Raw genomic sequence first — 13,391 nt, 5'->3', positions numbered from 1 at the left:
CATAGCAAAATTGCAATTCATTTTGCAGGATAGAGGTCGCGGCTGTTCAAAAGTAGCGCGGGGAGGGCGATCGGGCCCGGAGAACCGCGCGAAAGGGTGCGCCGCCGAAGGGACGCCTTCCCGACGAAAGCGCCGCCTGGCCGTTCAGTTAAGAGCTGTTCGGCTGTCGCCGCAGCTGCGGCGGAGCGCTGTCTGCTTTTGGAGGATATTGTCGGGGGCAGTCTGTCCCTGTCATTATAGTACAAAATCAGCAGTTCTGTAAACTGCTGATTTTCTTTTTACCCCCAGCCCGTTTTTTGGTCTCAAACAAGCAGGGACCGGAATAGGCTGGAGAGGAACAATGGAGGTATTGAGCATGGAAAAGTACAAAGTTGGCGTGATCGGAGCTACCGGTATGGTGGGACAGCGTTTTGTCACACTGCTGGAGAATCATCCCTGGTTTGAGCTTACCGCCGTGGCGGCCAGCAGCCGTTCCGCGGGCAAGACCTATGCCGAAGCCATTGGCAACCGCTGGGCTCTGGAGACGCCCATGCCTGAGTGCGCCAAAAATCTGGTGGTACTCAACGCTACTGACGACATCGAGACTATTACCGCTCAGGTGGATTTTGTCTTTTCCGCCGTTGACATGAAGAAAGAGGAGATCAAGGCACTGGAGGAGGCCTATGCCAAGCACGAGTGCCCTGTGGTCTCCAATAACTCTGCCCACCGCTGGACTCCCGACGTGCCCATGGTGGTGCCTGAGATCAATCCCGAACATATCAAAGTGATAGAGGCCCAGCGAAAGCGACTGGGGGTGGAGCGCGGGTTCGTGGCTGTCAAGTCCAACTGCTCCCTCCAGAGTTATGTTCCCGCCCTGCACCCCCTGCGCGGCTTCGGCCTGGATCAGGTGCTGGTATGCACCTACCAGGCGATCTCCGGCGCGGGCAAGACCTTTGAGACCTGGCCGGAGATGGTGGACAATCTGATTCCCTATATCGGCGGCGAGGAGGAGAAGAGCGAGCAGGAGCCCATGAAGCTGTGGGGCAAGGTAGAGAACGGTGTGATCGTCAATGCCGACTCTCCCGCCATCACTGCCCAGTGCCTGCGGGTACCCGTCTCCAATGGCCACATGGCCGCCGTATTTGTCCGCTTCCAGAACAAACCTTCCATGGATGAAATCAAAGATATCTGGGCAAATTTCTCCGGCCGGCCCCAGGAGCTGGCCCTGCCCTCCGCTCCCAAGCAGTTCCTGCACTACTTTGAGGAGCCCGACCGTCCTCAGACCCGCATGGATCGGATGACTGAGAACGGTATGGCGGTCTGCATCGGCCGCCTGCGTCCCGACACGCAGTACGACTACAAGTTCGTCTGCCTGTCCCACAATACCCTTCGCGGCGCCGCGGGCGGCGCAGTCCTTCTTGCCGAGCTTCTGTGCGCGGAGGGTTACATTTTAAGGAGGTAACCCATATTATGCGAGAGCCTGTTTTTACCGGAGCCTGTTCCGCTATTATAACTCCGTTTGACGAGAGCGGCGCTGTCAACTATGACCTGTTCGGCCGCATTATCGACGAGCAGATCCAGCGCGGTGTGGACGCTATCTGCGTCTGCGGCACCACCGGTGAGTGCTCCACCCTTACTATCCGGGAGCACATCGCCGTGGTAGAGTACTGTGTCAAGCACGTCAACCACCGGGTCAAGGTCATTGCCGGCGCGGGAAGCAACGATACTTCCGCTGCCGTCTACCTGTCCCAGCATGCGGAGGACTCCGGAGCCGACGCCCTGCTCCATGTAACTCCCTATTACAACAAGGCGTCTCAGACCGGCCTCATCAAGCATTACGAATACATAGCCGACCGGACGGAACTTCCCGTGATTCTCTATAACGTTCCGTCCCGGACCGGCGTATCCTTTACCGCTGAGACCTACCGCGTTCTCTCCCAGCATCCCCGCATCAACGGCGTCAAGGAGGCCAGCGGCAACTTTTCCCTGCTGGCTCATACCCGTGCCATCTGCGGCGACGATTTCTACATCTGGTCGGGCAATGACGACCAGGTGGTGCCTATGATGAGTCTGGGTGCCAAGGGCGTGATTTCCGTAGTGGCCAACATCGCTCCGGAGGTCATGGTCCAGATGACTCACCTGTGCCTGGACGGCCGCTTCCATGAGGCCTCTCAGCTCCAGCTCAAGTACATGGATTTTATTGATGCGCTGTTCCTGGAGGTCAATCCGATTCCTATCAAGGCTGCTATGAACCTGGCGGGCTATGGGGTCGGCTCCCTCCGTCTGCCGCTGTGTGATATGACGAACGGTCCCCTGGAGACACTGCGCCAGTCCATGCTGAAGCTGGGCCTGCTCAGCGCCTGAGCGCCGGAAAGGATGTTGGAATATGGTCAGGCTCATTATTTCCGGCTGCAACGGCCGGATGGGGCGGGTGGTGGAGACCATCTGCTCTGCTGATCCGGAATTTGAGATCGCCGCCGGCATCGACCTTTTGGGCGCCGGTGATCGGGATTTTCCCGTCTGCTCCTCCCCCGCTGAGTTTCAAGGAGAGGCTGACGTGGTGGTGGATTTCTCCTCTCCTGCCGCGCTGGAGGGATTGCTGGAATTTGGTATGGCGCGGCACATCCCCCTGGTGCTGGCTACCACCGGATACTCTGAGGAACAGCTTGCGGCAATCGACCGGGCTGCGGCTGTAATCCCTATTTTCCGTTCCGCAAATATGTCCCTCGGCGTCAATGTTTTATTGGAACTGGTGCGCTCTGCTGCACGGGCACTGAACGAAGGCTATGACCTGGAAATTGTGGAGCGCCACCATAACAAAAAGGTAGACGCTCCCAGCGGTACGGCGCTGATGATTGCTGACGCCGCAGCGGAAGTACTCCCCTACGAACCCGAGTATGTCTATGACCGACAGTCAGTGCGCCGTGCCAGAGGAAAAACGGAGATCGGCATCTCCTCTGTCCGAGGCGGCGGCATCGTAGGAGATCACGAAGTAATCTTTGCCGGTCGTGACGAGGTCATCGAGCTGCGTCACACCGCTATGAGCCGGGACGTGTTCGCCTCCGGTGCAGTGCGGGCCGCCCGTTTCCTTGCTTCAGTGGGAAAGCCGGGCCTCTACTCCATGTCTGATCTTCTGCAAGCGTAAAAAGAGACCGGAGGGTTTTACCCTCCGGTCTCTTTTTTATGTGGCGGGATCAATCGGTTTTCCGTTCCCGTCAATTCCTTTTCTACGCAGCCGCTTATTAACCCAGTCACGGACAAGAGAGTACAGTACCGCAAAGGTCGGCACACCCAGCACCATACCTGGGAAACCAAACAGGCCGCCGCAAGTTACGATGGCAACAAGCACCCAGATCGCAGACAGGCCGGTGCTGTCGCCCAAAATCTTGGGACCCAGGATGTTCCCGTCGAACTGCTGGAGGCCGATAACCAGGAAGAAGAACCGCAGGGCCGCCCAGGGGTCTACGATGACCAAAATCATCAGACAGGGAATGGCACCGATGATAGGGCCGAAGAACGGAATGATATTGGTGACACCCACCACCACACTGACCAGCATAGGATACGGGATGCGGAAGATCAGACAGAGGATAAAGCAGAGCACACCGATAATGGCGGAATCAATGAGCTTGCCGTTGATGAAGCCTACAAAGATCCGGTTAGCCTGGCTGCACACATCCAGCAGCCAATCCGCCCGGCGTTTGGGCAGGGCGGCGTACATGATTTTTTTCAGCTGAGGAACCAGCCGCCCCTTCCCTGCCAGCATATATACGGAGGAGATGACCGCAGTGATGCCGGAGATCACGCCATTGCCCACGGCAACACCCACATCCAGGATCTGGGGCAGCGCCTTGGACACATTCTCGCTCAGATTGCTCATCAGATCCTGATAGGAACCCAGCATCTCGCTGATCCCGTCACCCTCCAGCTGGTACTGCTCTGTCAGGTCCTTGACCAGAGTATCCAGGCTGGTAAGGTAGGTCTGCATGTTGGCGGCAAGGTCAGTGATACTCTGCACCACCTGGGGGATAATGAGATTCAGCAGAATCACAACCACGGCCAGTGCCAGCAGATAGACTGTGGTGATTGCCAGCACCCGGCGGTATTTGTTATTCTTATAAAGTTTGCGCTCAAAGAAGCACATAGGCGTATTGAGCAGATACGCAATGGCAAAGCCAGCGATGAAGGGAGACAAGACCTTCATAAACATTTTGATGCGTACAGCAATCACATCAAAATGAGTCAGCCCTACATAAAATAAAATGGCCAGCAGTAAGACTACCAGAAGGGAGATAAAATGTCCCTCCAGGATGTACCACTTTTTCTTTCCTCGATCCTCTTGTTCCGGCACGACGCGCTCCTCCTTTGCACCATGTCTGAGTCTTATTCTATCACGCCGGAAAACCGGGTGCAACCAGACTTATGTAAAAAAGGGGCCGCCGCAATCGATACGGCGGCCTCTTACGCAATCAACACACCATGGCCCGGTGGAACACCTTTTTGCCCTTCTTAATGGTAACACCTTCTCCAGCCAGCTGCTCCGCAGAAACAGAAGCATTGACATCCGTGACCTTCACGCCGTCCAGCTCCACGCCGCCCTGCTCGATAAGCCGACGAGCCTCTTTTTTAGAGGGAACCAGACCGCACTTGAGCATCAGATCCAGGATACCGATGGAACCATCAGTCAGATCCTCTGCCGTCAGAGCAGTAGAGGGCATGTTGCTCCGGTCACCACCGTTGGAGAACAGGGCCTTGGCAGCGTCCTGAGCCTTCTGTGCCTCCTCAGTGCCGTGGACCAGCTGGGTCAGCTCAAAGGCCAGGATCTCCTTGGCGGTGTTGAGCTGGGCGCCCTCCCACTTATCCATCTCATCGATCTGCTCCAGGGGCAGGAAGGTGAGCATCCGCAGGCACTTGAGCACGTCCTGGTCACCCACGTTGCGCCAGTACTGATAGAACTCGTAGGGAGAGGTCTTGTTGGGGTCCAGCCATACAGCGCCGGACTGGGTCTTGCCCATCTTCTTGCCTTCGGAGTTGAGCAGCAGGGTGATGGTCATGGCATGGGCGTCCTTGCCCAGCTTGCGGCGGATCAGCTCAGTGCCGCCCAGCATGTTGGACCACTGGTCATCGCCGCCAAACTGCATGTTGCAGCCATAGTGCTGGAACAGGTGATAGAAATCATAGGACTGCATGATCATATAGTTGAACTCCAGGAAAGACAAGCCCTTCTCCATACGCTGCTTATAGCACTCCGCCCGCAGCATATTGTTTACGGAGAAACAAGCGCCTACTTCCCGCAGCAGTTCAATATAATTGAGCTTGAGCAGCCAGTCGGCGTTGTTCACCATCTGCGCCTTGCCCTCGCCAAACTCAATGAACCGCTCCATCTGCTTTTTGAAGCAGTCACAGTTGTGCTGAATGGTTTCAGGGGTCATCATATTCCGCATATCGGTGCGGCCGGAAGGGTCGCCGATATAGCCGGTGCCGCCGCCAATCAGGGCGATAGGCCGGTTACCCGCCATCTGAAGGCGCTTCATCAGGCACAGGGCCATGAAGTGTCCCACATGGAGAGAGTCAGCGGTGGGGTCAAAGCCAATATAAAACACCGCCTTGCCCTCATTGATCATCTTGGAAATCTCTTCCTCGTTGGTTACCTGGGCAATCAGGCCCCGGGCTCTCAGTTCTTCATAACAAGTCATTTTACTTCTCCTTTACTCTCAGTCTGTCCGTTTTTCGCAGGAAAAACGCCCCCTGTCCTTTCGGACAGAGGGCGTTGATTCACGCGGTACCACCTCTGGTTCGCCGCTTTCTCACAAAAGCGGCCTCATGCCGTGCCAACACACGACGGCGCAATAACGGGCGCACCCGACACAGCCCTACTAAGTTACTTCCCGTTCAGGCGGCTGCTCCAGGGTGTATTTCCCATCCTGTCCCCTCCCCCTCTCACCAAACCGGGGGCTCTCTGGGCGGGACGTGGGGCGGTACTTCTCCCTGTCATCGCAGTTTCGTATTGATGTGGATTATAAGCGCTCTGCTTCCGTTTGTCAAGAGGAAAGCTTGTACTCAACAAAACCTAGTTTTTGTGGAGTTTCTTGTATGCCTCGGCGCCGTCTAACAGCTCGCCAGCGGCGTCCAGCGTCGCCTCTGTAATATGCTCTCCTGAGGTAAGCCGAGCCAACTCCTCTTTTCTGCGTTCCCGGCTCAGCCGTTCTACCTGTGTATAGGTCCGACCGTCCCGCTCCCCCTTCTCTACCGAGAAGTGAACGTCCGCCATAGCAGCCAGCTGCGGCAGATGGGTAACACACAGAACCTGTTTGCTCCGGGCCACATCGGCCAGCTTTTCCGCAACCTTCTGAGCCGCCCGGCCGGATACGCCGGTATCTACCTCGTCAAACACCATGGTGCCCACTTGATCGTTTTCTGCCAGCACATTTTTCAGCGCAAGCATAATACGGGCCAACTCACCGCCGGAGGCGATCTTCTGAATAGGCTTTAGATCTTCTCCCACATTGGCGGACATGAGGAATTGCACCTCATCCATGCCAGTCTCGTCCATACCGTAGGTGCCGGACTTGGGCTGAAACTGAACCTGGAAACGCACTTTCGGCATATCCAGCTGGGCCAATTCACGCTGGATCCGTGCCTCCAGAGCTTTAGCGCAAACCTTTCTGGCATGGCTCAGCCGCTCTCCTTCTTTTCTGGCCTGCTCCAATGCTTTGTCACGCTCTTTTTCCAGACGAGCTACACGGTCAGAGGAGAATTGGATCTCATCCAGCTCCTTTTTGCTGCGGGCCAGGTAGTTCAGCATCTCTTCTACGGAGCCGCCGTACTTCTTCTTCAGACGGTGGAGCACATCCAGGCGGCTTTCGATTTCGTCCAGCTCCCCAGGCTCAAAATCAAAACTGTCCCGCAGGTCCCGCACCTGCTCGGCCAGATCGTCTGCAGCGCAGCGCAGCTCGGTGAGCTTGTCCATCAATTCCGCGGCCTGGGTACTGATCCTGGCGGCGGCCCGGAGAGAATCCTCCGCCTCTGCGGCCAGAGCGGCAGCGCCGTCCCGTTCGTCATCGCCGGACAGGGCCAGGTGAGCCCCTTCCACTGATTCAATGAGCTTGCCGGCATTGCGCAGCAGATCCCGGCGACTGGTCAGCTCCTCATCCTCACCTGGTTGGAGCTGGGCCCGCTCCAGTTCGCCGATCTGATATTGCAGATTATCGATTCGCCGGGCCTTCTCCGCCTCATCCATCTGCAGGGCAGAAATCTCCCGGATCAGCACGGTCAGCTTCTCATAAGCAGAGTGGAAGGCGCGCTGTTCCTCCCCTGTGGCACCGAAACCGTCCAGGTAGTCCAGATGGCAGCGCTCGTCCAGCAGCTGCTGGCCATCATGCTGACCGTGGATATTGAGCAATTGCCGCCCCAACTGCCGCAGCTGGGAAACGGTAATAAGCCGGCCATTGATGCGGCAGATGTTTTTCCCATCCGGCTGGATTTCTCGCTGGATGAGCAGATTTCCGTCTTCATCCGGTCCGCAGCCGTTTTCGCGGAACCAGTCCAGATCGGGCAGAGCAGTGAACACCGCGTTGACTAGTGCAGACTTGGCGCCGGTACGAATCAAGTCCCGGCTGGTACGTTCCCCAATGATGGCGCCGATAGCATCCACCACAATGGATTTACCAGCACCGGTTTCGCCGGTCAGGGCGTTGAATCCGCGGTCAAACTGAATGTCTGCCGTCTGGATCACCGCAATATTTTCAATGTGCAGTAAAGAAAGCATATGACCACCTGCCGGAGCTTATCTTCCGCTTATTTCAGCATGGAGTGTATCTCGTTGCAGAACTCCGCTGCATCTTCATTGGTGCGCATAATGAGGATCGCAGTATCATCCCCTGCCAGGCTGCCTACCAGATTGGAAATGTCCATGCCATCAATGGCGGCACAAGCCGCCGAAGCCAACCCCGGCATAGTCTTCAATACCACGATATTCTGCGCCACATCAAAAGAAGTTACGCCTTCTTTAAAGATGGTACGCAGCCGCCCGGCAAAATTGAGGGATGCCTTCCGCTCTGAGACCGCATAGCGGTACGTCCCATAGCTGGTCAGCTCCTTAATGAGATGCAGTTCCTTAATATCCCGGGAAATTGTGGCCTGAGTGGACTGTACCCCCCTGGCCTTCAGCTCCGTGAGGAGCTGATCCTGAGTGTCGATGTCCTGTTCCTCGATAATCCGCAGAATCTCTTGCTGCCGCTTTGCTTTCATGACGTTAAACACCACCCAACTTATGATTCAAAATCTCGTAAAAAGTGCGGCCGGTCACCCGGACCAGCTGCGTTTTAGACTTCGATTCTCGAATTTCCACGATGTCCCCACTGTTCAGTCGGAAGGCTTTACCCCCGTCTACCGACAAATAGGTCGTCTTACGGACCATGCGCCCCAGCTTGACAGACACCGTCCGTCCCCGGCTCAGAACAAAAGAGCGAGCGGAGAGTGCATGAGGGCAGATGGGAGTCACAATGATGTTTTCTGCTGTGGGTTCCACAATGGGACCGCCGGCAGACATGGAGTAGGCTGTAGAACCCGTAGGTGTGCTGATCAGCACACCATCTGCCGAGAAGCTGGAGATAAGCACCTTGTCACCGTATACCTCCAGATCCACCACCCGAGCGACAGCCCCCTTGGTTACGGCTGCATCATTGAGAGCTAAATCGTTGTAAATGATTTTCCCTTCACGGCGCACCGCAACATCCAGCATCATTCTGGCCTCTATGGTGTATTTCCCGGCGGCCAGCCTGGAAAGCATGGACAGCTCGCTCTGCTCCAGCTCCGCCATGAACCCCACACTGCCCAGGTTCACACCCAGCACAGGCACATGACAGGCGTTAGCATCCTTTGCTGCGTGAAGGATTGTACCGTCACCGCCGAAACAAATCAGCATATCCGCACTTTTCAGTTCTTCCTGAGTGCTTTTGAAGCGGATGTGCTTGGGCAGCTCTAAACCGCTGCCTTCTACTTGAAAAGGCAGACACATGACAGTCTCTACCCCTACGCTTCGCAGGATTTTTTCTGCCGCCTGGGCAGCCTTCAGTCCTCGATCCCGATAGGGATTGGGGCTCAATACAACTTTCATTGGGCAGTCCCCTCCAGCGTCTGATGGGACTGCTCCACCAGAGCAGCCAAGTCCCCAGACCAGGTCGTCTCAGCTCCGGCCTGCAGATATCCCAGATATTCAATGTTCCCTTCTGGTCCGCGAATCGGAGAAAAGGTAATATCCCTTACACCAAATCCAGATTCGCGGGCGTGCTCCAGAAAATGTTCCAGCACCTCCAGGTGAACTGCGGGGTCCCGAACGACCCCCTTCTTTCCTACCTTTTCTCTGCCGGCCTCAAACTGCGGCTTCACCAGACACACCACCTGACCGTCCGGCTTGAGAATGCCACGCAAAGCGGGAAGAATCAGCTTCAGAGAAATAAAGGACACGTCAACGCTGGCAAAATCCAACTGGTCCGGAACCTGCTCATGGGTCAGATAGCGGGCGTTCGTACGCTCCAGACAGACTACACGAGGATCACTGCGGAGACTCCATGCCAGTTGGCCATAGCCCACATCCACGGCATACACTTTTTCCGCTCCATTTTGCAGCATGCAGTCGGTAAAACCGCCGGTGGAAGCGCCGATATCTCCGCAGATAGCCCCTTTCAGGCAAATCCCGGAAAAAGTCTTCATGGCCTTTTCCAGCTTCAGGCCTCCACGGCTCACATAAGCCAACCCCTGGCCCCGGACCTGGATCTCCGCATCCTCAGGCAGCTGAGTACCGGCCTTGTCAACCTTCTGCTCGCCTACGTATACCTGACCGCTCATAATTATGGCCTGGGCCCGCTGGCGGCTCTCCACCAGGCCACGTTCCACCAGCAGAACGTCCAGCCGTTTCTTATTGCCCGCCATAGCCGCAGACCTCCAATGCTTTATGGTATAGATGTTCTCCGTCCAGTCCACAGAGTGCACGCAGCTGAGTTACTGTACCATGGGTGACGAAGCCTCGGCCCAGATTGACCAGCGCCATCTGCTTCACATGTGCACCCTGCTCCAGCAGAGCAGATGCCAGCCGCTGCCCCACACAGCCCGGACGGGCGCTCTCTTCAGCGCAGAGCATGCGGCCCGTTTTGTTCAGGGATGCCAAAACAGGCTGCATATCAATCGGTGTTATGGTGTTCAGCTTTACAATATCAGCTTGGATACCACGCTCAGCCAGTCGGTCCGCGCAGTCCAGGAGCTGGTTAATCATCAGTCCGTAGCCAATCAGGGTGATGTCGCCGCCTTCTCGGATCACGCAGGTTTTTGCCGAGCCGGTATCCTCAACAAAGCGTCCCTCATTTCCTTTGCTGTAACGAATGGCTACCGGTCCGCTGATCTCCCGTACTGCATGGCGCAGCATAGAGCGCAGCTCCCGGAAATTGGAAGGGCATAAAACGGTCATACCAGGCACTGTATCCAAAAAAGCTGTATCAAATACTCCGTGATGGGTCTCTCCATCTTCGCCCACCAAGCCCGCCCGGTCTACAGCCAGTACCACGTGGAGCTGCTGAAGGGCTATATCGTGGATCAGCATGTCATAAGCCCGCTGCAGGAAAGAGGAATAGACAGCAAATACAGGCTTCATTCCCTGTTTGGCCATTCCTGCCGCCATGGCCGCCGCATGTCCCTCGGCGATGCCAACATCAAAAAAGCGCTCCGGAAAGCGCTGCGCAAACTGGTCCAGGCCCGTACCACTCTGCATGGCGGCTGTGATAGCACACACAGTGGGATCCTCTGCTGCCAGCTCACACATGGTCTGTCCGAATACCGCAGAAAAATTAGGACCAGAGGCATGGACCAGCTCTCCAGTTTCCACGCAGAATCGGCCTACGCCATGAAATTTGTCCGGATTTCGCTCCGCAGGTGCATAGCCTTTTCCCTTTACAGTTCTGACGTGGAGCAATACAGGGCCCTTCAGATCCTTAGCATAGCTCAGCAACCGGGTCAGGCGCTTCACATCATGTCCATCAACTGGCCCCAGGTAAGTAAAGCCCATGTCTTCAAACAGACTACAGGGAAGCAAAGTCTCTTTGATTGCGGTCTTTACTTTATGGGTCACATTGTAAATGTGCCCGCCCAACGGCAGGACATTCATTACCTTGCGATATCCCTTCTTAAAGTGCAGATACTGGGGCTTCAGCCGCTGACGGGCCAAATGGTCCGCCACACCACCTACACTCTTTGTGATGGACATACCGTTGTCGTTCAGGATGACGATCAGCGGTTCCCCACTGTCGCCTGCATCGGACAGGCCTTCATAGGCCAGACCACCAGACAACGCGCCGTCACCGATCAGTGCCAACACATGATAATCCGCGCCCTGTAAAGTCCTTGCTCTTGCCATGCCAATCGCCACAGAAACGGAGTTTGAGGCGTGCCCGGCGACGAAGGCGTCGCAGACGCTCTCTGAGGGTTTAGGAAACCCCGCAATACCGCCCAAAGTTCGTAGGGTTTCCATAGCCTCGTTGCGCCCGGTCAGGATTTTGTGCGCATAGCACTGATGGCCCACATCAAATACCAAGCGGTCCTTATCTGTATGGAAGACCCGGTGAATGGCTACAATCAGTTCTACCGCACCCAAACTGGAAGCCAGATGGCCGCCGGTACGGGATACCGTATCAATGAGCCTGGCCCGCAGCAATTCACACAGCGCAGACGCCTCACTATCGCTCAGGCCGCTCAGGTCATCGGAAATATGGTCTAAATTCAGAATGATATCACCTCCCGGCCTATTTCAAGCCGGATGTTTCTCTTCTATGCGTAAAGCCAGGCGCCTGCCAGCCCTATCGCAATGCCCAGCAGGCCACCCATCAGTACCTGGAACGGCGTATGGCCCAGAAGCTCTTTCAGCTCCTTACCAAACAGTGCAGGCTTCATTTCTGTCCAGTGATCCATAATATAGTTCAAGATCTTAGCTTGTTCGCCAGCCGCCTTACGCACATTTGCTGCATCATACATCACAACAATGGCTACTACCGCCGAAATAGTAAAGACCGGCGAGGTCCAGCCATACATATAGCCCATCGACGCCGCGCAAGCACAGACAAACGCGGAGTGGGAGCTTGGCATCCCGCCGCTGGACAGGATATGACGCCAGTCCAACTTCCGCTTAGTGATCAAAGTAATGATAAATTTGATCGCCTGGGCCAGCGCCCACGCCAGAATCGACAGATTTAAAATCAGATTTCCAGTGAACACATCCACTACATTGCGCATACTGCCCTCATTTCTCGCGATTGACCAAAGACTCTGCCAGCTGGCACAGTCCGTCCCCTTCTGCACCAAAACATGACAGTGCCCCCACCGCATCTTGAGTCAGTTTAACTACCAGTTCCCTGCATTCCTCTAACCCTTTTAGGGTCACGAAGGTATTTTTTTCACTTTTTGCGTCAGAACCCACAGGCTTTCCCAAAGTGGCCTCGTCCCCCACCACGTCCAGGATATCGTCCTGGATCTGGAAAGCCAGGCCCAGGCGCTCCGCATACCGGCGCACCGCCTGTCGCTGCTCTGCCGTACCTCCGGCCAGAGCACAGCCTATTTCAGTTGCGGCAGCAATCAAAGCTCCGGTCTTGAGTTTCTGGAGCTCTTCAACCTCATGAAGGCCCAAGGAGTGACCCTCCCCTGCCATGTCAAGGATCTGACCGCCCACCATACCCTGTCCGCCGGCAGCCCGAGCCAAAACGCCGGCAGCATCAAGTACCCGCTCCGGCGGCAAGCTCACCGCCGGGTCCAGCATAAACTCAAAAGCTGCGGTCAGCAGAGCATCTCCGGCCAGCACCGCTGTAGCTTCGCCGTACACCTTATGGTTGGTAGGACGTCCACGGCGCAGATCATCATCATCCATACAGGGCAGGTCGTCATGAATCAGAGAATAGGTGTGAATCATCTCAATGGCGCCCGCAAAAGGCAGGGCCGCTTCCGGGTCACCGCCGCAGATCCGGCAGGTCTCCAGCAGGAAAACCGGCCGGATTCGTTTCCCACCAGCCAGCAAGCTATAACGCATGGCGTCATACAGGTCGCCCCTGGGTTCCCGATCCTGGAAACAGTTACGCAGCCACTCCTCTACTCGAAGACGGTGGGCTTCCAGATGCTGATTCTCCATACTCATTCCTGCGCCTCCCCTGAAAAGGGTTTTTCCTGTACAGTATCGTCCGGACCTGCCAGCAGCTTGCTTACCTTCTGCTCCGCCCGCTCCAGCTGTGCAGAGCATTTCTTGACCAGCTTGGTCCCCTCTTCAAACAGAGAGAGCGCCTCCTCCAACGGGGCCTCACCACGTTCCAGCTGCCGGACGATCTCATCCAGACGGTCCATCGCCTGTTCAAAATTCATTTTCTTCTCAGCCATTTCAG

The 13,391-nt window shown here is 56.1% G+C and carries 13 protein-coding genes, 1 riboswitch and 1 other annotated feature; of the genes, 3 read left to right on the top strand and 10 right to left on the bottom strand.

Annotated elements, in window-relative coordinates; translation table 11 throughout:
• Positions 1–22: 22 nt before the first annotated feature.
• A riboswitch (Lysine riboswitch) is annotated at positions 23–199 on the top strand.
• A 156-nt stretch (positions 200–355) separates the two neighbouring features.
• From asd to dapB, 3 genes are read left to right on the top strand one after another with little or no spacing between them, the layout of a single operon-like run.
• Complete coding sequence (asd, locus tag ACTNB1_RS02290) at positions 356–1,441, top strand: aspartate-semialdehyde dehydrogenase (protein WP_441167653.1); 1,086 nt, start codon at positions 356–358, stop codon at positions 1,439–1,441.
• A gap of 8 nt (positions 1,442–1,449) precedes the next feature.
• Complete coding sequence (gene dapA, locus ACTNB1_RS02285) at positions 1,450–2,343, top strand: 4-hydroxy-tetrahydrodipicolinate synthase (protein WP_441167652.1); 894 nt, start codon at positions 1,450–1,452, stop codon at positions 2,341–2,343.
• A gap of 22 nt (positions 2,344–2,365) precedes the next feature.
• Positions 2,366–3,124, top strand: coding sequence for a 4-hydroxy-tetrahydrodipicolinate reductase (gene dapB, locus ACTNB1_RS02280; RefSeq protein ID WP_441167651.1), 759 nt, complete (start codon positions 2,366–2,368; stop codon positions 3,122–3,124).
• Positions 3,125–3,160: 36 nt separating this feature from the next.
• Here the strand turns inward: dapB and ACTNB1_RS02275 are convergent, their stop codons facing one another.
• From ACTNB1_RS02275 to xseB, 10 genes are all read right to left on the bottom strand, one after another.
• On the bottom strand, positions 3,161–4,330 hold the full coding sequence (locus tag ACTNB1_RS02275) for an AI-2E family transporter (RefSeq protein WP_441167650.1): 1,170 nt from the start codon (positions 4,328–4,330) through the stop codon (positions 3,161–3,163).
• Between the two features lie 118 nt (positions 4,331–4,448).
• Positions 4,449–5,675, bottom strand: coding sequence for a tyrosine--tRNA ligase (gene tyrS / locus ACTNB1_RS02270; RefSeq protein ID WP_441167649.1), 1,227 nt, complete (start codon positions 5,673–5,675; stop codon positions 4,449–4,451).
• Positions 5,676–5,739: 64 nt separating this feature from the next.
• Positions 5,740–5,983 (bottom strand) — a binding site (T-box leader).
• 66 nt (positions 5,984–6,049) lie between these two features.
• Positions 6,050–7,747 carry a DNA repair protein RecN gene (gene recN, locus ACTNB1_RS02265; protein ID WP_441167648.1) on the bottom strand — a complete coding sequence of 566 codons (1,698 nt, stop codon included), beginning with the start codon at positions 7,745–7,747 and terminating at the stop codon, positions 6,050–6,052.
• 29 nt (positions 7,748–7,776) lie between these two features.
• A complete protein-coding gene (locus tag ACTNB1_RS02260) occupies positions 7,777–8,229 on the bottom strand; it encodes an arginine repressor (protein ID WP_441167647.1) in 453 nt (150 codons plus the stop codon).
• A 4-nt stretch (positions 8,230–8,233) separates the two neighbouring features.
• Complete coding sequence (locus ACTNB1_RS02255; RefSeq protein ID WP_441167646.1) at positions 8,234–9,097, bottom strand: NAD(+)/NADH kinase; 864 nt, start codon at positions 9,095–9,097, stop codon at positions 8,234–8,236.
• Positions 9,094–9,912 (bottom strand): TlyA family RNA methyltransferase, encoded by an 819-nt coding sequence (locus ACTNB1_RS02250; RefSeq protein WP_441167645.1) that lies wholly within the window; start codon positions 9,910–9,912, stop codon positions 9,094–9,096. The genes ACTNB1_RS02255 and ACTNB1_RS02250 overlap by 4 nt, the downstream gene beginning before the upstream one ends.
• Complete coding sequence (gene dxs, locus ACTNB1_RS02245) at positions 9,899–11,737, bottom strand: 1-deoxy-D-xylulose-5-phosphate synthase (RefSeq protein WP_441167739.1); 1,839 nt, start codon at positions 11,735–11,737, stop codon at positions 9,899–9,901. Before dxs ends, ACTNB1_RS02250 begins: the two co-directional genes overlap by 14 nt.
• Positions 11,738–11,796: 59 nt before the next feature.
• On the bottom strand, positions 11,797–12,258 hold the full coding sequence (locus ACTNB1_RS02240) for a divergent PAP2 family protein (RefSeq protein WP_441167644.1): 462 nt from the start codon (positions 12,256–12,258) through the stop codon (positions 11,797–11,799).
• Between the two features lie 7 nt (positions 12,259–12,265).
• On the bottom strand, positions 12,266–13,150 hold the full coding sequence (locus ACTNB1_RS02235; protein ID WP_441167643.1) for a polyprenyl synthetase family protein: 885 nt from the start codon (positions 13,148–13,150) through the stop codon (positions 12,266–12,268).
• Positions 13,147–13,386, bottom strand: coding sequence for an exodeoxyribonuclease VII small subunit (gene xseB / locus ACTNB1_RS02230; protein ID WP_441167642.1), 240 nt, complete (start codon positions 13,384–13,386; stop codon positions 13,147–13,149). Before xseB ends, ACTNB1_RS02235 begins: the two co-directional genes overlap by 4 nt.
• Positions 13,387–13,391: the final 5 nt, after the last annotated feature.

This window comes from Flavonifractor sp. HCP28S3_F3 (genome assembly GCF_052065355.1).
In the GTDB taxonomy this organism is placed as follows: Bacteria; Bacillota; Clostridia; order Oscillospirales; family Oscillospiraceae; genus Flavonifractor.
Note: the sequence above shows the minus strand (reverse complement) of the source record. Positions and strands in the feature narration are given on the sequence as shown.